Raw genomic sequence first — 25,487 nt, 5'->3', positions numbered from 1 at the left:
CCAGTTACCCCGAGAAATCGGAGAGGGAGCCGCTGCGATCGGCATCCTCGGTACCGTCCGCGTCGTCCCCGATGGCGTCAATATCGCCGTCGGAACCGGTCACGCACTCGTCATTGCCGCCGACATCGTCCGGTTCCGTCCACGGATCGTCCGGGTCGACCGGCTCGACTGCGCGGTCGAGCTCGGCCGGCGTGTAGGCCACCTCGTCGTCGAGTTCCATGGCGATTCGTTGCCACCGGGCGCTGGATTCGTCCTCGCCCTCCGGCCCGACTCGCGCGCCGCGGGTCTTGAAAAAGCGCGTGTCGCGGCCGAGTCGCGCGCCTTCGCCCGTGTGGCCGTCGAGGGCGACGTCGAACTCGCCGCCCGGTTCGAGGTCGTCCACCGGAAAGTCGTGGTCGGGCTCCTCGCCGCGCTCGCGGGCGGCGGCACGCTCCTCGGCGACCGCGGAAAAGTAGGCGTCGGCGTTGGACGACTCGCGGGTCGAGCGGGCGCGGGCCGCCGCCAGCGCGCCGTGGACCGCGCAGAGTCGACCGCGCCACTCGTCGGGTTCCCAGCGCTCGGTGGCGAGTTCCTCGTAGCGCTCGATCGTCAGCGCGACCTCGCTACCGGCGCGCAGGTCCTCAACGACGTAGAGGTTCAGCCGGTCCCAGAGGTTCCAAGCGTAACCCGAGCGCGCGAGTTCCCATGCGGCCCACGCGGCGACCTCCTCGTCGGAGCGCCGCACCGCCTTTTGAAGGAGGCTCGACACGGCGTACCGACTGTAGCCGCCGTCAGTCTCGTTCTCGCCCGTTTGCTCGCCGAAGTCGTTCTCGCCGGTCGCCGCCGGCGTGGTGTCGGTTTCGAGGCTGCCATCGCTGCCGAACGTGGCCTGTCTGTCCGGCCCGTCGTCTCCCATACGCCCGCTCCCGGCGCGATCGACTTAAATACCCCGCGGCGACGCCGAACCACGGTACGGCGACCCGAACCGCCTGCGAAAGGGAACGTTTAAGTTCGATCCAGCGGCTAGAACTCGGTAACCGCCCTTAGCTCAGCCTGGTAGAGCAGTCGACTGTAGATCGACTTGTCCCCCGTTCAATTCGGGGAGGGCGGACTTTTGCTGTGAACGAAGTGAGCAGTCAAAAGATCAATCGACCCGAATTGAGCAGACGAGTCACAGCCCGGACCGGCGAGCGAAGCGATCCGCACGCCCGGACTGTCTCGGCGAGTTCAATTCGGGGAGGGCGGACTGGGTTTCAAGCCGATATATAGCACGACGGAGGTGGGTGATAAGCACCGGCCGCGGATGCGGTTCTCAGCTTTGGACTGACGGGACACCGCTCACGCGGTGCTCTCGACGTTCTCAGTTAACTCAACGAAGAGGTGGTCGATGGCTCGAATGGTCCATGTCCGAACCCAACTGCCTCAGCGATCCTACAGGCGGCTCAAAACGAGTGCCTCTGGCCAACTCCCGAAGCACTCGCCTTGCTCATCTGTAGACACGTCGAGTGCTGACCTCGCCGTCCGGATCGAGCAGGGTTACCGTGTCGCCCTCGTCGTTGAGCGCGGCCCGCTCCCGACCGAGGTAGTAGTCGGCATCCGTATCGGTTCCGGAGCCGACGTGTATCGTCACCGTCGCGTCCGGGGCCAGCGTCGTGTCGGGGAGATCGTCACGCTGGCCGCCACTGAGATCGAGCACGTATCCCGAGAGGTCGACGGTTTCGCGGGTCGCGTTTCGCAGGGTCACTGACTCGTTAAGTGGGTCGCCGTCGCCGCCCGGTCCGGGGTTGATGGCGTCGATGACGAGCCCGTCCGGAGCACCCTCCTCGCCGAACGCGATCAGGTCGGCGAGCGTGTACCCCTCGGTGTCGGTCAACTGTGGCAGACTCGGCTCCCACCCGTCTGGCGCGGCGTTCGGGTAGGCGGCCTCGTCGGCCTCGATGAGTCCGATCAGTGTCTCCGCGACGATGCGCGTTCCGACCGCGCCGAGCCGCTCGCCATCGTTCTGGTAGCGCGCCTCGTCGAGAACGTAGTACCAGAGCGGGGCGTGTCCGTCCGCACCGCGACCGTGTTTCCGTAACGCCTCCATGATCGGGGCGTCGTCGCCGAACCCCTCGTTACGGATGGGATCGATCCCCATTCGCTTGGCGACGTCTTGACCCGACGGGAGTCCGAGCGCTCGTGCGCGCTGGAAGTTCCGCATGGCGAGGGAGTCCTCCCCGTCCATCGGGAGTTGGAACAGCGTCGGCGCAAGAAACGGCATGATCTTCCGCGCGGACTGGTAGTCACCGTCACCGGTGTCGAGCAGGCGGGTCCAGTCGACGACGAGATGGCTGGGGACCGGACTGCCGCCGCGGAGATGCGGTTCCTCGCCGGACTCCGATGGGAACATCCGGACGTTCCCGGACTGCTCGTTGATGTCGAACTCGTGACGAATGAGCGAGTGACCGAACCGGAACCCGGCGCCCGCGAACTCGACGGGAATCGCTACGTCTTTGTCCGGAGGGAGGAAGAATCGGCGGCCGTTCTCCTCGATGTCTTCGAGGACGTACGCGTCACAAACTCGTTCGAGGAAGTCGTGTCGAACGACCCACTGATAATGCCACCGGACCAGCCGATGTGCCGCGTCAGCGACCGACTCGTTCTCGCGTCTCAACTCGCCACCCGCCTCCGTCGTCAGGTAATCGACGACCCGATTGTTGAAGTTAGCGAACGCGAGGTGGATCTGCGCGATGAGCACGTTCTCGTCGTTCCGCGGGTCGCCGATGAGCGCCACTCCCTGCTCGTTTCGCTGGAGGTCGGTTCCGGGAAGTCCGGAGAGTCCGCCCTCGTCGGTGTCGGGCGCGGTCGCCGAGCCGGTGACCAGGCGCGCGTCGTGTGGGTCTTCCCGGTCAAACAGGAACGGCGTCACTCCCGGACCGGTCCGGTACAACGCGTCGAGATCGAGCGCGGGGGTTCTGAAGTTCCGTAACGCCGAGGGATCGTTCCGCCGGTCGACGTCGGACGTCGGGTCGAAGGTGATGTCGTGATCGATGAACTGCCCGAAGATCCCGTAGGCTGCGGGGGTGTCGGCGTCACCGACCGGGTCGTCGGCGGCTTCCATCATCGGCCCGTCGAGCTCGCCGTCCTCGGTCTCGCTCGCGTCGCCGAGGGTTCGAAAGAACTCGTCGGTTCGGTCGTACACGTCGAGTTCGGGAAACTGATTACAGAACCGATGGCTCCGCACCCGACCCATCCGCGTCGTCGCCGCGTGGTTCATCCCGCGGTGTTCGACGCTCCCGTGAATGGGCGTGTTCGTCGACGCCACCGTCAACTCCACGGTGGTCGTCTCTCCGTCCTCGTCGAGCGTTCGGTCGCTGATCGGGTCCGCTCCACCCCCGCGCGTCGGATCACGAACGGTGAACGAGAGGTCGGACGGATCGAGCGTCGATCCGCCGTCGGCCACGAGTGGGAACTCACCGCTTCCATCGGTTATCCAGTGGCCGATGGGGTCCGATTCTCCGCCGATCCGCCCCACGACGACACGTCCGCTCAGAGGGGATCCGGACCCATCGACGACGCGACCCAACACATTCTTAACTGATGACATGCGGCAATAATCTCAGGAAGATAATTTATGTGTTTCTAAATGAATTATAACTGGATTTATTGGTTGACGTTGGGAGTTCCGCCGTCCCGCGGGAGTCGTGGTGTCGTCGCTCCCGGCTGACGCTCGCTTATCGGGGCTGAGTTCGGCTCGTGTCGCGTGGCACCGCGAAAGTAGCGATCTCCGCGCTCGAGTTCGGCGTCCGCCTCGTCAAACGATGAGGGATTCGGCTATCTCGTCTTGTGAGTTCGATCTCGCTCCGCTCAATCGAACAACGTCTCGCCGTCGACCATATGTGCCTCGACGGTGTCCATATCGAGGGTCACGCCGAGACCCGGCTTCTCCGGCACCTCGATGGAGCCGTCCTCGATGACGTCCTCCTCGACGAGGTCCGACCACCAGTCGAGCTCATACGAGTGGTACTCGATCGCCAGCGAGTTCGGAATGGACGCGCCGACGTGTGCGGCAGCCATCGTCGCGACCGGCGAGGCGACGTTGTGCATCGCAACCGGGACGTAGTACTGGTTCGCGACGTCCGCGATCTTCCGTGTCTCGCGCATCCCCCCGACTTTCGGCAGGTCGGGCGCGACGATGTCGACCGCCTGGTTCTCGATGAGGCGGCGAAGCTCCGTAACGCGGTAGCGGTTCTCGCCGACTGCGATCGGCGTGGTCGTGGACTTCGTCACTTCCTCCTGAACCTCGAGGTTCTCCGGGGGAACGGGGTCTTCGAGCCACCACACGTCGTACTCCTCGATCGCGTCCGCGAGTCGCTTCGCGGAGCCGCCGGAGAACGTCCAGTGACAGTCGAACGCAACGTCGGCTTTGTCCTTCACCCGCTCCGTCACTTTCTCGACAATCTCCGCCTTGTGGCGGATCTCGCCGGGACGAAGGTGTCGGTTCGCGCGGTCCTTTTCGAGCCCCGACGGGACGTCGAGGTCGAACTTTAACGCATCGTAGCCGAGCTCGTCGACGACGCGCTCGGCCTCGTCGGCACACGCCTCGGGGTCGGCCTCCTCCTCGGTGTGACAGTCACAGTAGACGCGCATCTTGTCGCGGTACTTTCCGCCGAGCAGCTGGTAGGCGGGGACATCAAGGATCTTCCCCGCGAGGTCGTGGAGCGCGACCTCGATGCCGGAGATGGCGGTGACGGTCACGCCCTCGACCGAGCCCTCCCCGGACATCTTCTGGATGAGGTGTTCGTACAGCCGGTCGATGTCGAGCGGGTTCTCGCCGACGACGAACGGCTTCATCCGCTCGATCAGCTCCGGGACGCCCGCGCCCCAGTACGCCTCACCGGTCCCGACGACGCCTGCGTCCGTGTATACCCGCACGAGCGTCCACGGGAAGTTGCCGTCGACCATGGTCGTCTGAACGTCCGTGATCTCGACATCACGCCCGCCGCCCCGCGTCCCGGTTACCCCCATCGTCTCCGAGGAGAGCTCCCGCATCGTGTACTCCGCGTTCGGGTCGTGAAGCGAGTCGTAGTTTCGGCTCATATGCGAGTATTTATTCGGATTAGGGTAAGCTTTTATGTTCTACTCAGCGGATCCCTCCACTCCGGTATACTGCGCTCAGAGTGACGTCTCACGGCGGTGAATCTTCGAGTCGATCGTTCGGGGTTTCGCTCGCGACCCGCTGACTGAGGAACCGGTCCGGCGTGCCGTCACAACGACACGCCTTTTTCCCGTCCGCCTGTGTGACCCGTATGGACCAGAAGCGGGAGCTGTCGAGCATCGACCTCGGCGCGCTCGTCACCGAGTTGCATCGGTACGAGGGCGCGAAGGTCGACAAGGCGTACCTCTACGACGACGACCTGCTCCGGCTGAAGCTCCGCGACTTCGATCGCGGCCGCGTCGAGCTGCTGATCGAGGTGGGTGACCTCAAGCGCGCCCACGTCGCGGACGCCGAACACGTCGCGGACGCCCCCGGTCGTCCGCCGAACTTCGCGAAGATGCTGCGGAACCGGATGTCCGGCGCGGACTTCGCGGGGGTCGAACAGTACGAGTTCGATCGGATCCTCACGTTCGAGTTCGAGCGTGACGACGAGAACACGACGCTCGTCGCCGAGCTGTTCGGGCAGGGGAACGTCGCCGTGCTCGACGAAACCGGCGAGGTCGTCGGGTCGCTGTCGACGGTGCGGCTCAAGTCCAGGACGGTCGCGCCCGGCGCGCAGTACGAGTACCCGGCCTCGCGGCTCAACCCCCTCGACGTAAGCCTCGGGGGGTTCGAACGCCACATGCGCGAGTCCGACAGCGACGTGGTGCGGACCCTCGCCACGCAGCTCAACCTCGGCGGACTCTACGCCGAGGAGGTGTGTACCCGCGCGGGCGTCGAGAAGGAGACGCCGGTCGAGGAGGCGACCGACGACGAGCTCCGGGCGCTCCACGAGGCGCTCGAACGCATGGGCAACCGACTGCGCTCGGGCGACATCGATCCGCGGGTGTACGAGGAGGAACTCGATGTGGAATCCGAGGCGGACCGCGATCCCCGCGTCATCGATGTCACTCCGTTCCCGCTCTCCGAACACGAGGGGCTCCCGAGCGTCGGCTTCGACTCGTTTAACGCCGCCGTCGACGAGTACTTCCACCGGCTCGACCGTGACGGCGAGGGTGAGGGCGACGCGCCGGCGGACGCGAGCCCCTCCCGTCCCGACTTCGAGGAGGAGATCGCCAAACAAGAGCGGATCATCGAACAACAGGAGGGGGCGATCGAGGGGTTCGAGGAGCAGGCGAACGCGGAGCGAGAGCGTGCTGAGCTGGTGTACGCGCAGTACGACCTCGTCGACGAGGTGCTCTCGACGGTTCGGGAGGCTCGCGAGAACGAGGTCCCGTGGGACGAGATCGCCGAGACGCTCGCTGCCGGCGCGGAGCGCGGGATCGCGGCCGCGGAGGCGGTGGTCGACGTCGACGGCGGAAACGGTACCGTCACCGTCGAACTCGGCGAGGACAACACGCGGGTCGAGCTCGAAGCCGACGACGGCGTTGAGGTCAACGCCGACCGGCTCTACCGGGAAGCCAAACGTATCGAGGGCAAGAAGGAGGGCGCGATGGAGGCGATCGAGTCGACCCGCAGGGAGTTGGAGGCCGTCAAGAAGCGGAAGGCGGAATGGGAAGCGGTCGACGAGGAGGACGAGAGCGGCACGGGCTCCGACGACGAGGAGGAGTACGAGACGGACTGGCTCTCCCGGTCGTCGATCCCGATCCGGAGCCCGGACGACTGGTACGAGCGGTTCCGGTGGTTCCACACCTCGGACGGCTACCTCGTCATCGGCGGGCGAAACGCCGACCAGAACGAGGAGCTCGTCAAGAAATACATGGGGAACCACGATCGGTTCTTCCACACCCAGGCCCACGGCGGACCCGTCACCCTGTTGAAAGCGGCCGGCCCATCCGAGTCGGCCGACCCCGTCGACTGGGACGAGGAGACGCTCCGCGAGGCCGCCCAGTTCGCGGTGTCGTACTCCTCGGACTGGAAGGACGGCCGCGGCGCGGGCGACGCGTACATGGTCGAGCCGGACCAAGTGTCGAAGACGCCCGAGAGCGGCGAGTACATCGAAAAGGGAAGTTTCGTGATCCGCGGTGACCGGACCTACTTCGAGGACGTTCCCTGCCGCGTCGCGGTCGGCGTCCAGTGTGAGCCGGTGACACGCGCGATCGGCGGGCCGCCCGGAGCGATCGCCGATCGCGCGGCCACGTCCGTGACCCTCGAACCGGGGATGTACGCCCAGAACGACGCGGCGATGATGGTGTACCGTGATCTCAAGGAGCGGTTCGCCGATACCTCGTTCGTTCGGAAGGTCGCCAGCGCGGACCAGCTACAGGAGTTCCTCCCCGCGGGCGGCTCCGATATCGTGGAGTGACCGGGACTCCCTTTGAGAGTCGGCCCCGGAACGCGACGTTTTCAAGCCCGCGAGACGGAGGGGACGTATGAGCTTCGAGTCGTTGCCGGACGGCTGGCGGGTGTGGAACGAGGAGCCGAGCGGTCGCGTCATCCTCACGTTTCGGCCCGATCAGTTCGACGGCGACGACCTCCCAGCAGCGTGTCTCCCGACGATCTATCTGACCAATGGCTCTCGACGGTCGCGCCCGGGGGCGGGCCAGTACGCGACCGACCAGTGGCACGTCGTTCTCTTCTTGGAGCCCGAGATAGAGGCCGTCGCCGAGACGTACGAGGGGCGGGAGTCGGCAGTCGATGCAGCCCGTGACGTCGCCGCCCGATTTGCCGACGGCGACGTGGACTATCGGGAGGCGTATCAGGTGCCCCGAGAGGCGTACTTCGAGCGACTGGACGAACTGGTCGGACAGTGAAACCCGGGGGTACGATCCGTGTTCGTGGATAGATATAGGTCATATCATGGAGAGAAAACCATGAACACGAGGGTTTTTATTCGAGCCACGCGGACCGTCGTCCATGCAAACCGGTGGGGACCACTCCGGCGACGAGCCACGTGAGAAGTGCGGCATCGTCGGCGTTTCTCTCGCGGACAGGGCGGCCGCGCGACCGCTGTACTACGCGCTGTACGCGCTCCAACACCGTGGACAGGAGTCCGCGGGGATCGTCACACACGACGGGTTCCAGCAACACAGCCACGTCGAGCGCGGGCTCGTCGGCGACGCCTTCGAAGCGGAGGACCTCGAATCGCTCGCGGGCGCGACCGGCATCGGCCACGTCCGATACCCGACCGCCGGCAGCCTCGATAAGAGCTGTGCCCAGCCGTTCTCCGTTTCGTTCAAGTCCGGCTCGCTCGGCCTCTCGCACAACGGGAACCTCGTGAACGCCGACGAGGTTCGCGACGAGCTCGCGGCCGCCGGCCACGCGTTCACCTCCGACGGCGACACGGAAGTGATCGCCCACGACCTCGCCCGGAACCTCTTACAGGAGGACCTCGTCCGGGCGGTCAAACACACGATGAAGCGGATCCACGGCTCCTACTCGCTGACGATCACCCACGACGACACGGTGCTCGGCGTCCGCGATCCGATGGGGAACCGACCACTCTGTCTCGGGGAACTGGAGGACGGCTACGTGCTCGCCAGCGAGTCCGCCGCCATCGACACCCTCGACGGGGAGCTGATCCGGGACGTCCGTCCCGGCGAGCTCGTCGTGCTCGAACCCGACGGATCGGGATACGACACGTATCAGCTCGTCGAAAACGACGCCACGGCCCACTGTTTCTTCGAACACGTCTACTTCGCCCGTCCCGACTCCGTCATCGACGGTTCGCTCGTCTACGAGGTCCGCCGTGAGCTCGGTCGACAGCTCTGGACGGAGTCCGGCGTCGAGACGGACGTCGTGATGCCCGTGCCCGACTCGGGACGCGCGTTCGCCTCCGGCTACGCCGACGCCGCCGCCGAGGTCGACGCCGAGGGGAACCCCCGCGAGGACGACGACGTGGGCATCGAGTTCGCGGAGGGGCTAATGAAGAACCGGTACGTCGGCCGGACGTTCATCATGCCGACGCAGGACGAGCGCGAGCGGGCGGTCCGATTGAAACTCAACCCGATCAAGTCGACCGTCGAGGGCAAGACGGTCACCATCATCGACGACTCCATCGTCCGCGGAACGACCTCGACGCAGCTCGTCGAGCTGGTTCGAGAAGCCGGTGCCGAGGAGGTTCACCTCCGGATCGGCGCGCCACCGATCGTCGCCCCCTGTTACTTCGGCATCGACATGGCGACCCGCGAGGAGCTCATCGCCGCGAACGGGAGCGTCGAGGAGATCCGCGAGACGATCGAAGCCGACTCGCTGGCGTACCTCTCCATCGACGCGGTCGCGGAAGCCCTCGAATCGAGCCGCGCCGACCTGTGTCTCGGCTGTGTGACCGGCGAGTACCCCTTCGACGTGGAGGGCGAGGAGACGGATCGGGTCGTCGACAGCCCGTCTCCCGGCGCGCCGGCGGCCGACGACTAAGCTGGCGGACGCGTTGCCGTCGGTCCGAACGGTATCGAGAGGTTAAATACGCGGTCGGATCGACGTGCGGGTATGAACACGAACGCCCAGGACGCGTCGATGAGTCGTCGTGGCCTCCTCCGGACCGGGGCCGCGGGCGTTGCGGCGACGGCCGGAGTCGCCGCCGCCAGCGGAACCGTTGCGGCCGCCTACGACGGATGGCTCGACGACGTGGACAACTACGACGGAACGCACGACTACCGCGGCCAGGACGAGGTCCGGATCGAAGTCGGTGCCGGAGAGAACGGCCTCCTGTTCGGTCCGGCCGCGGTCCTGATCGATCAGGGGACGACCGTCGTCTGGGAGTGGACCGGCGAGGGCGGCGAGCACAACGTCGTCGACGAGGGGGGTGCCTTCGAGTCCGAGCAGACCGCGGAGGCGGGCCACACGTTCGAGCACACCTTCGACGACGCCGAGGAGGGGGACGTGTTCGAGTACGTCTGTGAGCCCCACGTCGGAGTCGGCATGCTCGGCGCGATCGCCGTCGGCGATGTCGACGACGACCTCGTCGAGCCCGGAGACGACACGAACGGCGACCCCTACGGCGGATGGTTCGACGACGTGGACAACTACGACGGGACCCACGACCGGCGCGGGCAGGATGAGGTTCGGATCGAGGTCGGCGCAGGCGAGAACGGACTCCTGTTCGATCCCGCTGCCGTGCTGATCGACGAGGGCACGACGATCGTCTGGGAGTGGACCGGCGAGGGTGGCGAGCACAACGTCGTCGACGAGGGGGGTGCCTTCGAGTCCGAGCAGACCGCGGAGGCGGGCCACACGTTCGAGCACACCTTCGACGGCGCCGAGGAGGGGGACGTGTTCGAGTACGTCTGTGAGCCCCACGTCGGAGTCGGCATGCTCGGAGCAGTCGCGGTCGGTGACATCGATGACGAGATCATCGGCGGCGAGGACGCCGAGGCTAGTGAGGACGGCGCGTCCGCCCGCGAACTCACTGCGCAGGACCTCGGCGCGCTCGCGCTCGGTCTCGGGTTTGCCGGTGCGCTGCTCGTGCCGCTGTTCTACGCCGCACACCGGAAGGCCGGCCGGAACGAGTGAACCGCCTCGGGGTCAAGCCCCGAGGCACTCGGCCTGCTCCGCCTGTAGATCGGTCGGATCCGTCGGCTCAATAGACGTGGTGAAGCAGGAGGTAGACGCCGATTCCCATCGCAAAGGAGATCAGCCACAGCACCGCACCCACCATGCCGACTTGCGCGTGTCGGGTGTGATACAGCTCCGCATACGGGCGGGTCGCGGCCAGCAGCAGGGCATGAAAGACGAACGGGATACAGACGACTGCGAGGAGGACGTGGATCGCGAGGAACGGCAGGTAGACGAACGTGTAGACGGTCTCCGGTCCGGGGAAATCCATGGTTCCGACGAGTATCAGTCGATAGAGATAGCCGACGAGAAACGCCGTAAACAGCGCGAACGACGCAAGCATGAACGCTCGGTGTCGGTGGACGTTGCCACGCGAGATCGCGCGCCAGCCGAGGAGGATCGTGACGATCGCGCTCGCGGAGATGACCGCGTTGAGGTGTGGGATCGCGTCGAGAACGGCGTCGCTCGCGCGGGGTAGAACGCTGCTCGGAATTACGCCACCGACCGCACCGAAGACGAGCGCGAGCGAGACGACGGAGAGAACGCCCGTCAACAGCGGGACGTTCTCGCGAGGCCAGTCTGCCATGTCCGTACCGACGTGCGGATCCCCCAAACGACTGCCGGTTTCGGCGGGTCGTGGACGCCGTGGGGCGCGCGGTGACAACGCCGGACACGGCGGTGTCGAATGGAAGGGCTTTTAATCGGGGACAGGGTACGACGAGATGCGATAGAACACCGCGAGCGTGGGTAGCCAAGCCAGGCCAACGGCGCAGCGTTGAGGGCGCTGTCCTGTAGAGGTCCGCCGGTTCAAATCCGGTCCCACGCATCGCAGGCGGCACACCCGCCACACCGATGCACGGTGTTGTCTCTACGACAGCACCCACGCACAATTCCTTTCGAACGCTGACCTTCCAGCGGCCGGTTCGTTGCCCGCGGCACGTGTCCGGGCGGGCAGCCGCTCCACGTGACAAGAACTAACTCCGGTCGGACCCCTCTCCGAGTCATGCCGAAGTTCTCCGATAGAGTGGAGCGGGTGTCGATAAGCGGGATCCGTGAGGTGTTCGAGGCGGCCGGCGAGGACGCGATCAATCTGGGCATCGGCCAGCCCGACTTCCCGACGCCGGAACACGCACGTGCGGCCGCGGTCGACGCCATCGAGGACGGCTTGGCTGACGCCTACACCGAAAACAAGGGGATCGCGTCCCTGCGGGAGGCGATCGCCGAAAAACACCGAACCGATCAGGGGATCGACCTCGATCCGGCGAACGTCATCGCCACCGCGGGCGGGAGCGAGGCGCTCCACATCGCGTTGGAAGCACACGTGAGCGCCGGCGAGGAGGTTATCGTTCCGGATCCCGGGTTCGTCTCCTACGACGCCCTGACGAAGCTCGCGGGCGGCGAGCCGGTGCCCGTACCGCTTCGCGACGACCTCACGTTGGACCCCACCGCGATCGAGGCGGCGATAACCGATGACACGGCCGCGTTCGTCGTCAACTCTCCGGGTAACCCGACCGGCGCGGTCTCCGCCGAGTCTGATGTCCGCGAGTTCGCTCGGATCGCGGACGAACACGACGTGCTCTGCGTCTCCGACGAGGTGTACGAGTACACGGTATTCGAGGGGAACCATCACTCCCCGATCGAGTACGCCGAGAGCGAGAACGTCGTCGTCGTCAACTCCGCGTCCAAGCTGTTCTCGATGACGGGCTGGCGGCTCGGCTGGGTGTACGGCTCCGCCGAACGCGTCGACCGGATGCTCCGGGTACACCAATACGCGCAGGCCTGTGCGTCCGCCCCGGCGCAGTACGCTGCCGAGGCGGCGCTCCGAGGAGATCGCGGCGTCGTCGAGGCGATGACAGACTCCTTCGAGCGCCGACGCGACATTCTTCTCGACGGACTCGCCGACGCCGGGATCGACTGCCCGACGCCGAAAGGAGCGTTCTACGCGATGCCGCGAGTCCCCGAGGGGTTCGTCGACGAGTGTCTCGACCGCGGCGTGATCGTCGTCCCCGGCGAGGCGTTCGGCGAGCACGGACGCGGATCCGCCCGGATCTCCTATGCGACCGACGAGGACGACTTGCGGGAGGCGATCTCGATCATGGCAAACGCGTACGACGCGGTACAGTGAGTGCCCTGATAGGACAATATTCGCCGGGAGATAACTGTGAAACATTATCTGGTCGCAGGAGGTTTCCGTAAGTTATACTGCTACCGGTGGAGTACGGCGACCTAATGGATCGGAACATTCAGGTCAGTCGCCTCGACCGCCAAGCGGTCGAGGATCAGGAGGTTGAGATCGTCGAGCGAAAGGGTATCGGACACCCGGATTCCATCAGCGACGGTCTTGCGGAGTCGGTGTCACGGGCGCTCTCGCAGCTCTACCTCGATCGGGTCGGAAAGGTGCTCCACTACAACACCGACGAGACGCAGTTGGTTGCGGGACGCGCGGCTCCGGCGTTCGGCGGCGGCGAGGTCGTTGAGCCCATCTACATCCTCATCGTCGGTCGCGCCACGAAGGAGTACGAGGACGAGCAGCTCCCCGTCGACTCGACCGCACTGGCGGCGGCTCGCGAGTACCTGGCGGAGGCGGTTCCCGAACTGGAGTATGGCACCGATGTCGTCGTCGACGTCAAACTCGGCGAGGGCTCCGGCGACCTCCAAGATGTCTTCGGCGAGGAGACACAGGAGGTCCCGATGGCCAACGACACCTCCTTCGGCGTCGGCCACGCCCCGCTCACGGAGACGGAAACGATCGTTCACGAGGCCGAACGCGAGCTCAACACGACCTACTACGAGGACCATCCCGAACTCGGCCCCGACGTGAAGGTGATGGGGAAACGCGAGGGCGACCGGATCGACATTACCGTTGCCGCCGCGATGGTCGATCGCTACGTCGACGACCTCGACGAGTACGACGACGCCGTGACCGACGTCCGCGAGTTCGTGACCGAACTCGCCGAGCGCCACACGGACCGGGAGGTCAACGTTGACGTCAACACCGCCGACGACTACGAGGAGGGTTCGATCTACCTCACCGTGACGGGCACCTCCGCCGAGCAGGGTGACGACGGCTCCGTCGGCCGCGGCAACCGGGCAAACGGGCTGATAACGCCCAATCGCCCCATGTCGATGGAGGCGACCTCCGGAAAGAACCCCGTCAACCACATCGGGAAGATCTACAACCTGCTGTCGACGCACATCGCCGAGACCGTCACTGAGGAAGTCGACGGTATCCGGGACCTCCAGATCCGCCTGCTCTCGCAGATCGGCCGCCCGATCGACGAACCCCACGTCGCCGACGCGCAGATCGTCACCGACGACGGGGTCGAACTCGCGGACATCGAGGACGAGGTCGTCGCCATCGTCGATGCCGAACTCGACGACGTGACTGGCGTTACCCGCCGCGTCATCGACGGCGACGTCTCGACGTTTTAACTGGTGGCGCGGCGACCGGTCCGCCCCCGGTCCGCCCGGGTCGGAGTCGAGCCGACCGGACCACAACCGATTTGAGAGCTGGCCGCGACCGTTCGACCGTGACGCGGGTGTGTCTCCTCGGCGATCCGGACGTCAGCCTCTCGTACGAGCTCCTGTCTCGGGAGACCGCACGTGATGCGCTAGCAACGTACGACATCGAGGAGCCGTTCGAGAACAGCGTCGCCGTCGACACCGTGAGCCTCGGCGCGGCCGTCTCATTATTAAACGACCTCAACTGGTATCTCGTGCGCTTCGTCGACGAGACGTTGGTGTTGGAGCCCTCGGTTTCCCGCGAGGAGTGGCTCTCCCGCGACCTCGCACGGGCGGTCCGTGACGGCGCGGTCCCGCCGGAGGAGACCGATCAGCGTTTAAAAGTGTTCGGCCTCGTCGACGGCGAGCCCGTCGAGCCGATGTTCGTCCGACGGATACAGGGGCGGACGCCTGAGTACGATCTGCGGGACGTCGACGAGACGCTCGTCGTCCGCGTGAGCGAGGCCGAGTTCTCGGGCTAGGAGCGGGAGCGGCTACACACAGCCCGGGACACCGGTTTACAAGTCGGTGCGCACGGACATCGACCGAATGGTACGTGTCACGGTCTGGAACGAGTTCCGCCACGAACGCGAGAGCGACGTCGTCGCCGAGGTGTACCCCGACGGGATCCACGCCGTCGTTGCGGACGCCGTCGCGGAGGCGGGCCACGACATCCGGACGGCGACCCTCGACGAGGGCCCTGACCACGGGCTCACGGAGTCAGTTCTCGACGACACCGACGTCCTGTTGTGGTGGGGCCACGCCGCCCACGACGAGGTACGCGACGAGGTCGTCGAGCGCGTCCACGACCGCGTTCTCGACGGAACGGGGTTCATCGCGCTCCACTCGGCGCACTACTCGAAGATATTTAAACGGCTCATGGGGACCAGCTGTTCGCTCAAGTGGCGCGAGGCCGCCGAGAGGGAGCGGCTGTGGGTCGTCGAGCCGGGGCACCCGATCGCTGACGGGCTCGGTGAGTACGTCGAGCTCCCGGAGACCGAGATGTACGGCGAACGGTTCGATGTTCCCGCACCCGACACGCTCGTGTTCAGCTCCTGGTTCGAGGGCGGAGAGATCTTCCGCTCGGGCTGTTGTTACCGCCGCGGGAGCGGCAACGTGTTCTACTTCCGTCCCGGCCACGAGACGTACCCGATCTACCACGACGAAGCCGTCCAGCAGGTCCTCAGAAACGCGGTCGAATGGGCAGCCCCCGGTGACGGACCCGATCCGGCGTTCGGAAACGCCGACCCGATCGAGGAGATCGACACGGACGACGACCGCACGGTTCACTAGGGGAGTTGTTTATAAACGAACGACTCCGTTAGAGTAGTATCTTCGGACGTATTCCCGCCTGAAACGGTCAGTAGCTGATGACCGTTCGTTGATCGATATCGGGAGTGGGTCTCGCAATACGTTGGAGTGAGTGTTTATAAGTGGACGAGTGAGGTTGCTGGCGGCGGTTTATAAGTAGGTAGTGCTGTGGTGACCGCTTCCACATCTCCAGCTGCTCGTTTATAAACGGTTGGCGACGAATCGACGGTGGAGCCCTCTAAAGCCCCAGCCTGCTCCGGTCGAGGGGCTCGCTGCGCGCTCAAAAGGGCTCACTATGCTCGCCGTTTTGAGTGCTTGCGTCGTCATCAGAACGCGCCGCGTTCTGATCGGCTCACGAGAGCGGCGCTCTCGTGAACGCCCGTCGTCCCGGAGCAGGCTGCCCCTTTGAGTCCCACCCCGTACCGCAACCGCACCTCACGCCTCCCCAGCCTCGCCGGAACGGCACTTAAAGCGCCGTTCCGGGCTCCAGCGAGAATCGAAGATTCTCTGGCAGCCGGCGCGGAGCGCCGGCGACCTCACACCGTCGGTGAGCGCCGCGCCGCGGCGTTCACCGGGGCGCGCCACCGCATTGTCCATTTATATATGGTCGTCGCAGCTGTTCACAGTCCATTTAAATACGATCACGTCGCTGCCGATGTGAGCGATCTACTCTCGGTATCACTCACTACCGTATCTGTACTGAGCGATCGGGGTGACAAATGTTACCTGTTGGAGGTCTCGGAAAAGCCACATAGCACCTTCACGCGACGGGCCGTCGGCTGGTGAGTGTAGAACGACCGCCGCTACGGTGAGGACGTTGAAAGGCCGCCGCCCCGCGCGGAGCGCGAAACGACGGGTGTGTCACACACCGGCGGCCGGTCACGTTGGACTCGACGACGTCAGTATATAAACCCTCGTTCACGCCGCTCACTCCGGCCGATGGACCTCGCCCTCGCGCGTGTCGGCGTCTTTCCGACGGAGCGCGGCCGCGGCGTTGCTGGCGTCGTAGCCGAAGAACACGTCCTTGGCGTACGTCTCCGCGACCTCGGCCGCGTTGATCAGCTCCTCGATGTCGACGTCCACGGCGTACAGCTCGATCGAGAAGGGGGTCTCCGGGGGCGCGCCGTGAAGGTCGTAGTCGCCACCGAGCCGGGAGCGGAAGCCGCGGGCGATCGATTCGAGCCAGTAGGTCGTCGCGTAGTGGAGGTCATAGACGGGGATGACGAACTCGTCGACGTGAGCAGTCAGCGCGTCGAGATCGAGGCCCGCCCGCTTACGGAGGTGGTCCGGATACGGGTCGGGATACAGCGTGAGCAGCGTCCGGCCGGGGATCCGGTCGGCCGCGTCCGCGACGAACTCGGTGATCACCGAAGCGCGCCAGTCCGACCAGTCGTCGTGGTCGCTCTCGGCAAACAGCCGCTCACAGCGGTCGCAGCGACAGAACCCCTCCCGCGGGAAGCCAACGTCGTCGAGGCGGACGTCGCCACTCTCGGCGGCACAGTCCTCGATGATCTCCATGAGTCCCTCGCGGTACTCGGGATGGGTCGGGCAGACGTACGCCCAGTCGAAGTAGTCGCGGTCGCGGGTTGCCGGCTCGCCGCGCTCGTCAACCGGCACCAGATCGGGATTCTCGCTCGCGGCCGCGTTGTCGCCGAAACACGACACCATGTTGATGGCGTTCGACAGCGGCGCGGCCGCTCGACCGGTGACGTCCTTCACCTCGTAGAAGCCCAGATCGAACGGCTCCATGTCTACCTCGTCGGCGTTCCGCGTGACGACCCCGTACATGGCAGTCGCTACGCGGTTGACGGGTAAAAACGGCGGGCTCTCGCCCGCTTTTCACGTCCGGTGCGTTACTCGACTTCGACCGGCTCCTTATCGCCGGCGAAGAGGAAGTACGCGAGGACGACGAGCGACAACACGAGGAGGAGTTTGACTTTCTTGCTCATGACGTGTCACGTATCCGTTCGATCGGGCACCGCTAAAAACTATCGGCGCGGCGCGGGCGGAACCATCGAGTCAGAGGGGGTCGTTCCGATCGACCACGCGTACGTGGAAGGCGATGTCACACGTCGATGTGAGCCGCAATGTCGGACCGAAGCACGGCCGAACAGTAATCACATCGGACGCCGCTATCGATCACGTCGAACCGGGTCTCGACCGGCTCGTCGGCGTTCGTGATACAGTTCCTGTTCGGGCACGAGAGCACGCCGACGACGGTTTCCGGCCGGGTCACGCGGTTCTTCTCGACGACCTCGAACTCGCGGATAATGTTGATCGTCGCCTCGGGCGCGATGAGCGAGAGCACGTCGACCTCGGACTGGGAGAGCTCGCGGTCCTCGACCTTGACAACGTCCTTGCGGCCGAGTCGATCCGAGGGGACGTTCATCCCGATCGAGACGCCGAGCCCCTCGGAGCCGTCGATGCCGAGGATCGCGAGGACGTTGAGCGCTTGGCCCCCCTCGACGTGGTCGATGACGGTGCCGTTGCGGATCTTCGAGACGCGAAGCTCGTGTTCACTCATGGTCAGCCCCCATCGTGGTCGCCTCGTCACCCGGCTCGTCGCCACCCAACAGCGTGTCCAACAGCGCCATCCGGACCGGGATCCCGTTGTGTGCTTGTTCGAAGTAGCGGGCGTGGTCGGTGTCGTCGACGTCCGGCGCAATCTCGTCCACGCGTGGCAGCGGGTGCATCACGGTCAGGTCGTCGTCGGCAGCCGCGAGCGTCTCGGCGTCGATCCGGTATTCGCCGGCGACGCGGTGGTACTCGTTCTCGTCGGGGAACCGCTCCTTCTGGATCCGGGTGACGTAGAGGACGTCGAGTTCGTCGAGGACGGTTTCCAACTCCTCGTGTTCGCGCACCTGCGCGCCGGTCTCGTGGAGATCGAACCGAACCGACCGCGGAAGCCGAAGCGACTCCGGGCTGATAAAGTGCTGGCGAACGTCGAAGTTAGTGAGCGCGGCCGCAAGCGAGTGGACCGTCCGACCGTACTTCAGGTCGCCCATTATCCCGACCGTGAGGTCGTCGAGGCCGTGGTTCTCTCGGATCGTGTGGAGATCGAGGAGGGTCTGGGAGGGATGTTGGCCTGCGCCGTCACCGGCGTTGATGACGGGGACGTCGACGAACTCCGCGGCCAACGTCGCTGCCCCCTCACTCGGGTGGCGAAGCACGAGGGCGTCCGCGTACCCCTCGATGACGCGGACGGTGTCCGCGAGCGATTCCCCTTTCGACACCGACGAGGAGTCGACGTCGCCCATGTCGATGGTGTCGATCCCCAGCCGCTTCGCGGCGGCGTCGAAGCTCATTCGGGTGCGCGTGCTCGGCTCGAAGAAACACAGCGCGAGCACCGTCCCCGCGTGGCGGTTTGCGTACGCCGCGGGGTCGGCAGCGACCTCGCGCGCCCGGTCGAGCACCGCCTCGATGTCATCCCGCGAGAGCTGTGTCGCGGTGATGAGGTGGTCCTGACGCATCGTCGGAGAAGGGGACCGGCAGTATCTTGAATCCCTCGGCTCGGGGATACGCGACCCTGATCATGGGCGTGGATCGGCCCGACACACCGGGTTTCGATATCCGTAGTGGCCCGCAGTCCACGCGGCGTCGGCGCGGGATCGGGGGATATGTGGCGTCGGCGCGGGTATATAAGTCGACGGCGTACCAACGATCGAGTATGTCCGAGAACGATCCGGCTGACCTGCTCCCGAACGATCGCGTGAAGCAGGCGGCAATCGACGGCGACGTGACGCAGCTACATCGCGGGAACCAGTACGGAGAGGAGGGCGACTCCTTCGAGATCGACGGGGTACGCTTCGAGTTGACCGAGGTGAGCGACCGAACCCTCGGCGACATGACGGACGCGGACGCGAACCGGGAGGGATCGCCGTCGCTGGAAGCGTACAAGGAGCGAATGGTTCGCGCACACGGCGGGCAGTTCGAGTGGGACGACGACGCCGACGTGGTGCGTCATCGGTTCGAGCGGATGAACTGAGTTTCGGACGACGATTTCGACCCACTGCTTCGGCTTAGTGGTTCCCCAGCAGTTCAGTCTCTCGGTCGGTCCTGAACCGTCGTCCGGCGACGTTTGCGGAGGTCAGTTGAACTCGGTGACGACCTCGATTCCCTCGACTCCGTAGGTGTCCATTGCCGCGAGCCGATCCGATACCTCCGAGAGGGCCAGTTCGCGGCTCACGAGCGCGCCCGGATCGAGCCCGGTCGTCTCGATGAGATCGAAGAGGGCGTCGTAGTTCGTGGGCGGCATCCCGCGTGAGCCGACGAACGAGACCTCCCACCGCGTCATCCGGTCCGTCGGCAGCGAGACCTCGCCGCGTTCGGCCTCCGTCGTCAGCCCGACCTGGACGTGCGTGCCCCGTGGTCGAACCGAGCACACCGAGTTCCGGCAGGTCTCGGCGATGCCGAGCGCGTCGACCGAGACATCGACCCCGCCGTCCGTGAGTTCTCGGATCCGGTCGGGGACGGACGCGTCGTTCTCGCCACCGGTAGCGCTGTGGGCCTCCATCGACTGCGGATTGATGCGCTCGTCGACACCGAGCGAGGCGGCCCAGTCGAGCGCGTCGTCGTCGACGTCGACCGCGACCACGCGCGCCCCGAGCGCGCTACCGAGTTGGACCGCGGAGAGGCCGACGCCGCCGCAGCCGTGGACGGCGAGATCCGCGCCGGCGGTCAGTCCGGCACGCTCCGCGAGCGCGTGATACGCGGTCATGTACCGACAGCCGAGCGCCGCCGCGTCGCGCGCGGAGAGCCAAGAGGGCCGCTCGACGAGGTTATAGTCGGCGTTCGGAACGGCGACCCGCTCCGCGAACGCGCCGGGGGCGTCGGACTCGAACCCGAGCGCCCGGCCGTCCGAACAGACGTTTCCGTGCCCCTGCTGACAGTACCGACAGGTCCCGTCGCCGAGCGAGAAGGGGACGACGACGCGGTCGCCGGAGGCGAAGCGTTCGACGCCATCGCCGACGGCGACGACCTCCCCCGCGGGCTCGTGGCCGAGGATCTGCCCCCGTGAGACGCGGTCGTCCGCCCACTCGCCGTGGCCCTTCCACGCGTGCCAGTCGCTGCGGCAGACCCCGCAGGCCTCGACGCGAACGACGACACCGTCCCGGTCCGGCTCGGGGTCGGGCACCTCACGGAGCGCTAGCGGTTCGCCGTACTCCCGAAGCACTGCGGCGTTCATGCCATCCGGTTCGAGCGGTTGACTCAAAGAACTGTGTTCTCCGGAACGCACCGCGCTTGTGTTATTGAACGGTATATTCAGAATTCAAACTGCGCTGACCGCTTTGCTCTTCGCGAAGTTGGTCGTCACAAAAGCGGGCCGGGCGCGATTTGAACACACGGTCGGACGTGCTCACTGCGTTGCGCGCGACCTCCCTGCGTTCAAACCGTGCCTGCCGGTTCGTTCGACGGTTCGCTGCTCGCGACTTCGTCGCTCGCCATCGTGGCGTTCACTCCGTTCACGCCACGCATCGCTCACCGTCTTACTGTACGGGCCGGGCGCGATTTGAACACGCGACCGACGGATTAAGAGTCCGTCGCTCTCCCTAACTGAGCTACCGGCCCTCACTAATTCGTACCGCGGTCAGCATAAAAGGCCTTTTCATTCGACGGCGCAGCAGCGACCGAACCGACGATCGGTCGAAAAAACGATCAAAAACCGATGATCGACGCGCTCATCTCCCAGTGGGAAACCTTTATCAACTCCCATGGTGTACTACGTGTCGTATGTCAGACAACCAAATCAGTGAACGGATCGACCGCCGAACGCTCCTGCGTGGAGCGGCAGCGGCCGGTGTGGTCGGTATTGCTGGCTGTGCGGACAACGGCGACGGCGCAACCGACGACAACGGCGCGACCGACGACGACGGCGCGGCCGACGACGACGGCGACGACACCGGCGGCCAGACGGACGTCATCCGCTGGCACGCGGGTGGCACCGGCGGGACGTACTTCCCGCTCTCCGGTGAGATCGAGGGTATCGTCGAGGATACGACCGACTACAACGTCGAGGTTTCTTCGACGGGCGCATCCGTCGAGAACGTCGGCAGCCTCGGCAACGGCGACGCCGACTTCGCACTGATCCAGAACGACGTCGCGTTCTTCGCCGCTAACGGGACGGGCCTCGAAGCGTTTGAAGGCGCACCGATAGAGAACCTCCGCGGCGTCGCGACGCTGTATCCGGAGACGATCCACGTCATCGTCAACCCGGACTCGGACATCGACTCCATCGCCGACATGGAAGGGATGGCGATCAACACCGGCGACCTCGGGAGCGGGACCCAAGTGAACGCGCTTCAGATCCTCGAATCCGTCGCCGGGCTCACCCCCGACGACTTCGACGAGCAGAACACCGACTTCACGCAGGCGGCGGACCAGATCCGTGACGGCGACGTTGACGCGGCGTTCGTCGTGGGCGGCTGGCCCGTCGGTGCGGTCGAGGAGCTGGCGACGACCTCCGATATCGAGATTCTGAACATGTCCGCCGACGAGCGCGAGGCCGCACGCGAAGACGCCTCGTGGTTCGCGGACGACACCATCCCGGGCGGTACCTACGAGGGCGTCGACGATGACGTCGACACCGTCTCCGTCCAAGCGATGATCGCCACCCGCGAGGAGTACAGCGCTGACATCGTCGAAGACATCAGCGAGACGATCTTCGAGAACACCGATCAGCTGTCGATCAAGACCGACTTCATCAACCGCGACTCCGCACAGGACGGGATGTCCATCGAACTCCACGAGGGCGCGGCTCGCTACTTCGAGTAGCGTGGCCCTCCGGTCGCGGCTCTCCGGCAGCGCTGACGGATCGCGGTCTGTCAGGGTCGTCCTCACTGCCGTGACCGCAGTCTTGGTGAGCGCTGCCGTCGCGGTCGCCGCGTCCTCGGGAGCGCTCACCGCAAGTATCGAGCCCGAACCGGCGATCGTCGTCACCGACGATCGCGGCGAGGAGATCGTCGTGTCGCCGGTCGGTGAAGAGACCGAAATCGTTCTCGAATACACCCACAGCGTCGAGAAGACGCTCGTACGGGACGTGTACGTCGCCGTCGACGGACAACTCGTGTCGGTCCGCATGGAGTTCAGCTCGTTCGGGGCGGGTCTCCCGTCTCAAGCGACGGTGACCCAACGAGACGGACGATACGTATATGAACCCCCACGGGTTGAGTACGAGGCACTGCGTGTCAAGACGGGTGTGATCGCGGATCACGACCTCATCGTCGGCGGAAACCGATACGATATCGCCGCGCTGGCTGACGGCGGAGCAGTGGAAATAACGGTGCAACAACGTCGGAGGATATTCACGTGACGACGAGTACACCAACCGAGTCGAGATCGAACCCGGAGGCCAACACGGATGTCGACGAGGTCTTCGAGGAGATAGACAAACGGCGAACGGTCCGCGGGATCGCGGCCGTCGTGGTCGCGGTCGTCGGGATCACGTTTTCCGCGTTCCAACTGTGGATCGCCGCACGGGGCTTCGTCTTCGAGTTTACCGTTCCCCTGTACGACACGATCCGGCTCGGGGCGCTCGCCCAGCTCCAGATCCGTGCGATACACGTCAACTTCGCGCTGATCCTCGCGTTTCTCCTGTTCCCCGGTTCGACCGGGAACGGACCGATAACGGGTCGGCTGGCCGCGACCCCGTCGCTGGTCCGTAGTAAAGCCGGAGACGGAGCCGTCTCCCGAGGCGTAACCCGCGTCCACGACGCCGTCCGGTGGGTGTTCGTCGACGCGGAGTCGAAGCGGATTACGCCGTCGGACCTCGCGTTGATCGCGCTGTCGTTCCTCCCAACAGCCTACTACGTGACGCGGTACGACGAGGTAACCAACATCGTTCGCGTCCGGGGGCTCGGAGGGGCTGGAACGGTTGGAGAGGTGTACCCGTGGCTCGGTTTCGCCGAGTTCGGGTTCCTCGCCGAATACCCGATCGCCTATCTCATGGGTGTGCTCGCGATCCTCCTCGTCTTGGAGGCGACCCGTCGCTCTCTCGGGCTTCTCCTCACGCTGCTCGTCTCGGTGTTCCTCTTGTACGCGAAGTACGGGTACCTGATCCCGCGAGACGCGACCGGTCTCGGGACGTTCGCCACGTCTCAGCTCCGGTGGGACCAGATCGTCCAAAACCTCTGGTACACCGTGGAGGGGATTTTGGGGGTTCCTGTCGGAGTCTCCGTCCGGTTCATCTACATCTTCATCCTCTTCGGCGCTTTCCTCGAGATGTCGGGGGCGGGCAAGTGGTTCATTGACCTCGCGTACTCGATCACCGGGACTCGACAGGGCGGTCCGGCGAAAGCCAGCGTCGTCTCCTCCGGGTTCATGGGGATGCTCTCCGGATCGTCGGTCGCGAACACAGTTACGACCGGTGCGTTGACGATTCCGCTCATGAAGCGGTCCGGCTACTCGCCGGAGTTCTCCGGCGCCGTCGAGTCGTCTGTCTCGTCGGGCGGACAGATCCTTCCACCGGTGATGGGGGCGGCAGCCTTCCTCATCGTCGAGTACACGGCGACCCCGTTCCGCGAGGTCGTCATCGCGGCGACGCTCCCGGCGCTCGCGTTCTTCTTCGGCATGTGGGTGATGGTCCACTTCGAGGCAGCGAAGGAGGGGATCGGCGGACTCACCCGCAGCGAACTGCTCGATGTCGGCCCACACATGCGGCGTGGTTGGTTCTATCTGGTCCCGCTCGGACTCCTCTTGTACTACCTCGTGATCGCCCGACTCTCGGTTGGACGTGCCGGGTGGCTCACCATCGCTGCGACCGTCGCACTGATCGCGCTCGTTGCCGCCTACAACGAGCGGACCGGCCCGACACTCGTCGGCGGGGTCGCGGGTGGGTTCATCCTCTTCGCGGTGTCACTGTACTACGCGGGGGTCACACCTATCGAGATCCTCTTTGCGGGGATGCCTACGGACCCGGCGTCGATCTCCGCCGTCGAGGCGCTCCGGGAGGCCGCCGGCTCGCTCCCAACGATCGCGACCGCTATCGCCGTCCTCTTTCTCGTCTTCGACCCTCGTGGTGACGCCCCGCTTCTCGACCTCGACGATAGCGTTGAGGAGTCGGCAGCCGCGTTCGACGAGCAGACGGGGGGCACCGTCGCTGACTCACGTGCCGGCCGATTTGCCGCCTTCGTCCTCAAATCAATGGACAACGGTGCGCGGACGGCGACGATCGTCGTCATCGCGGTCGCGGCCGCCGGCATCATCCCTGGCGTCATCGGGATCACGGGACTGGGCGGGAGCCTCCGGGCGCTCATTCTCGACGTGAGTGGCGGGTCGCTCGTCCTCCTGTTGATCCTCGCCGGGATCGCCTCCGTCGTCGTCGGAATGGGGATGCCAACGACGGTGATGTACATCATCATTGTCGTGCTACTCGGCCCCGTGCTCCCCGAATTCGGGATCGCTATCCTCGCGGTACATCTGTTCGTGCTCTACTTGGGGCTGATGGCCGACGTGACGCCACCGGTGATGGTGGCGGCGTATGCCGCAGCGGGGGTAGCGAAGTCCGATCCGTTTGAGACGGGGAAGAAGGCGTTCCTTCTCTCGTTGAACAAGATCCTCGTTCCCTTCGCGTTCGTGTTCGCCCCCGGGATCCTCCTGTTGCGGTCCGGCGAGAACGGGGCGTCAATACTGACGACCGCCGATGTCGCCGACCTCGGTTTCTTCCTTCCCGAAGTCGTCACGCCGGTGGTTGCGACGTTCGCGGGTGTGTACGCGCTCGGTGTCGCCATTATCGGTTACTACCACACCCACGTCTCTCGCGCGTCGCGAGTGTCGCTGTCGGCTGCTGCGGTGCTGCTTTCAGTCCCCGCGATGGTGTTGTTGCCTCTGGGAACTGCGATCGGCCTCGTCGGCGTCGATGTCACGCTGTACACCCTGACAAACGATCTACTGGTACGTGGGCTCGGTGCTGCCCTCCTCGTCGGTGGATTGGTTCGGAACCGCCGGCGGGCCGCGGCGGAACCGGACGGTGGGTCGGGTGACGATAGCACGGACGCAGCCGACGAATCGATGCGTTCGTCGTCGGCTTGAGAACTCGACTTGAGGTCCGCAGGGACCGACCCGCCCAGTC

At 65.5% G+C, this 25,487-nt stretch carries 20 protein-coding genes and 3 tRNA genes; 14 read left to right on the top strand and 9 right to left on the bottom strand.

What is annotated here, in order from left to right; translation table 11 throughout:
- Positions 1-4: 4 nt before the first annotated feature.
- The gene (locus J2751_RS01050) at positions 5-895 is read right to left on the bottom strand and encodes a hypothetical protein (RefSeq protein WP_209482603.1); all 891 of its coding nucleotides are present in this window, start codon (positions 893-895) and stop codon (positions 5-7) included.
- A gap of 121 nt (positions 896-1,016) precedes the next feature.
- Between J2751_RS01050 and J2751_RS01045 the strand changes: the two genes are divergently transcribed.
- A tRNA-Tyr gene (locus J2751_RS01045) sits at positions 1,017-1,090 on the top strand.
- A gap of 375 nt (positions 1,091-1,465) precedes the next feature.
- Here J2751_RS01045 and J2751_RS01040 read toward each other — a convergent pair.
- Together J2751_RS01040 and J2751_RS01035 are read right to left on the bottom strand one after the other, a co-directional pair.
- Entirely contained in the window at positions 1,466-3,565 is a 2,100-nt protein-coding gene (locus J2751_RS01040; RefSeq protein ID WP_209482602.1) for a lamin tail domain-containing protein, read from the bottom strand.
- A 260-nt stretch (positions 3,566-3,825) separates the two neighbouring features.
- Positions 3,826-5,058: a mandelate racemase/muconate lactonizing enzyme family protein gene (locus J2751_RS01035; RefSeq protein ID WP_209482601.1), complete on the bottom strand. Its 1,233-nt coding sequence runs from the start codon at positions 5,056-5,058 to the stop codon at positions 3,826-3,828.
- A gap of 209 nt (positions 5,059-5,267) precedes the next feature.
- Here J2751_RS01035 and rqcH point away from each other — a divergent pair, with 209 nt between their 5' ends.
- The 4 genes from rqcH to J2751_RS01015 all read left to right on the top strand — a co-directional run bounded on the left by rqcH (position 5,268) and on the right by J2751_RS01015 (position 10,567).
- Complete coding sequence (rqcH, locus tag J2751_RS01030) at positions 5,268-7,421, top strand: ribosome rescue protein RqcH (protein WP_209482600.1); 2,154 nt, start codon at positions 5,268-5,270, stop codon at positions 7,419-7,421.
- A 67-nt stretch (positions 7,422-7,488) separates the two neighbouring features.
- On the top strand, positions 7,489-7,869 hold the full coding sequence (locus J2751_RS01025; protein WP_209482599.1) for a DUF5820 family protein: 381 nt from the start codon (positions 7,489-7,491) through the stop codon (positions 7,867-7,869).
- A 103-nt stretch (positions 7,870-7,972) separates the two neighbouring features.
- Complete coding sequence (purF, locus tag J2751_RS01020) at positions 7,973-9,472, top strand: amidophosphoribosyltransferase (RefSeq protein ID WP_209482598.1); 1,500 nt, start codon at positions 7,973-7,975, stop codon at positions 9,470-9,472.
- 72 nt (positions 9,473-9,544) lie between these two features.
- Complete coding sequence (locus J2751_RS01015) at positions 9,545-10,567, top strand: halocyanin domain-containing protein (protein WP_209482597.1); 1,023 nt, start codon at positions 9,545-9,547, stop codon at positions 10,565-10,567.
- Positions 10,568-10,634: 67 nt separating this feature from the next.
- On the opposite strand, the gene J2751_RS01010 is transcribed toward J2751_RS01015, so the two are convergent.
- Complete coding sequence (locus J2751_RS01010) at positions 10,635-11,195, bottom strand: DUF420 domain-containing protein (protein ID WP_209482596.1); 561 nt, start codon at positions 11,193-11,195, stop codon at positions 10,635-10,637.
- Positions 11,196-11,350: 155 nt separating this feature from the next.
- Between J2751_RS01010 and J2751_RS01005 the strand changes: the two genes are divergently transcribed.
- From J2751_RS01005 to J2751_RS00985, 5 genes are all read left to right on the top strand, one after another.
- Positions 11,351-11,435: transfer RNA gene (locus J2751_RS01005), tRNA-Leu, on the top strand.
- A 177-nt stretch (positions 11,436-11,612) separates the two neighbouring features.
- A complete protein-coding gene (locus J2751_RS01000; protein WP_209482595.1) occupies positions 11,613-12,734 on the top strand; it encodes a pyridoxal phosphate-dependent aminotransferase in 1,122 nt (373 codons plus the stop codon).
- A 104-nt stretch (positions 12,735-12,838) separates the two neighbouring features.
- Entirely contained in the window at positions 12,839-14,041 is a 1,203-nt protein-coding gene (locus J2751_RS00995; protein WP_209482594.1) for a methionine adenosyltransferase, read from the top strand.
- A 98-nt stretch (positions 14,042-14,139) separates the two neighbouring features.
- Positions 14,140-14,592, top strand: coding sequence for a DUF5804 family protein (locus J2751_RS00990; protein ID WP_209482593.1), 453 nt, complete (start codon positions 14,140-14,142; stop codon positions 14,590-14,592).
- A 67-nt stretch (positions 14,593-14,659) separates the two neighbouring features.
- Complete coding sequence (locus J2751_RS00985; protein ID WP_209482592.1) at positions 14,660-15,403, top strand: ThuA domain-containing protein; 744 nt, start codon at positions 14,660-14,662, stop codon at positions 15,401-15,403.
- A gap of 945 nt (positions 15,404-16,348) precedes the next feature.
- Here the strand turns inward: J2751_RS00985 and J2751_RS00980 are convergent.
- The 3 genes from J2751_RS00980 to pyrB all read right to left on the bottom strand — a co-directional run bounded on the left by J2751_RS00980 (position 16,349) and on the right by pyrB (position 18,891).
- Entirely contained in the window at positions 16,349-17,209 is an 861-nt protein-coding gene (locus tag J2751_RS00980) for a hypothetical protein (RefSeq protein WP_209482591.1), read from the bottom strand.
- A 277-nt stretch (positions 17,210-17,486) separates the two neighbouring features.
- Positions 17,487-17,945 carry an aspartate carbamoyltransferase regulatory subunit gene (pyrI, locus tag J2751_RS00975; RefSeq protein ID WP_209482590.1) on the bottom strand — a complete coding sequence of 153 codons (459 nt, stop codon included), beginning with the start codon at positions 17,943-17,945 and terminating at the stop codon, positions 17,487-17,489.
- Complete coding sequence (pyrB, locus tag J2751_RS00970; protein WP_209482589.1) at positions 17,938-18,891, bottom strand: aspartate carbamoyltransferase; 954 nt, start codon at positions 18,889-18,891, stop codon at positions 17,938-17,940. Before pyrB ends, pyrI begins: the two co-directional genes overlap by 8 nt.
- Before the next feature lie 197 nt (positions 18,892-19,088).
- On the opposite strand from pyrB, the gene J2751_RS00965 reads away from it, so the two are divergent.
- Positions 19,089-19,406, top strand: coding sequence for an ASCH domain-containing protein (locus J2751_RS00965; protein ID WP_209482588.1), 318 nt, complete (start codon positions 19,089-19,091; stop codon positions 19,404-19,406).
- A gap of 102 nt (positions 19,407-19,508) precedes the next feature.
- Here the strand turns inward: J2751_RS00965 and J2751_RS00960 are convergent, their stop codons facing one another.
- Together J2751_RS00960 and J2751_RS00955 are read right to left on the bottom strand one after the other, a co-directional pair.
- Complete coding sequence (locus J2751_RS00960; RefSeq protein WP_209482587.1) at positions 19,509-20,606, bottom strand: alcohol dehydrogenase catalytic domain-containing protein; 1,098 nt, start codon at positions 20,604-20,606, stop codon at positions 19,509-19,511.
- Positions 20,607-20,915: 309 nt separating this feature from the next.
- Positions 20,916-20,989 (bottom strand) — tRNA-Lys (locus J2751_RS00955).
- Between the two features lie 162 nt (positions 20,990-21,151).
- Here J2751_RS00955 and J2751_RS00950 point away from each other — a divergent pair.
- The 3 genes from J2751_RS00950 to J2751_RS00940 all read left to right on the top strand — a co-directional run bounded on the left by J2751_RS00950 (position 21,152) and on the right by J2751_RS00940 (position 25,447).
- The gene (locus tag J2751_RS00950; RefSeq protein WP_209482586.1) at positions 21,152-22,192 is read left to right on the top strand and encodes a TAXI family TRAP transporter solute-binding subunit; all 1,041 of its coding nucleotides are present in this window, start codon (positions 21,152-21,154) and stop codon (positions 22,190-22,192) included.
- Positions 22,193-22,262: 70 nt separating this feature from the next.
- A complete protein-coding gene (locus J2751_RS00945) occupies positions 22,263-22,730 on the top strand; it encodes a DUF1850 domain-containing protein (RefSeq protein ID WP_321168516.1) in 468 nt (155 codons plus the stop codon).
- Complete coding sequence (locus J2751_RS00940; protein WP_209482585.1) at positions 22,727-25,447, top strand: TRAP transporter permease; 2,721 nt, start codon at positions 22,727-22,729, stop codon at positions 25,445-25,447. Before J2751_RS00945 ends, J2751_RS00940 begins: the two co-directional genes overlap by 4 nt.
- Positions 25,448-25,487: the final 40 nt, after the last annotated feature.

Source organism: Halorubrum alkaliphilum (assembly GCF_017873815.1).
GTDB classification, from domain to species: Archaea; Halobacteriota; Halobacteria; order Halobacteriales; family Haloferacaceae; genus Halorubrum; species Halorubrum alkaliphilum.
This window is presented reverse-complemented; position numbering and strand designations above follow the sequence as displayed.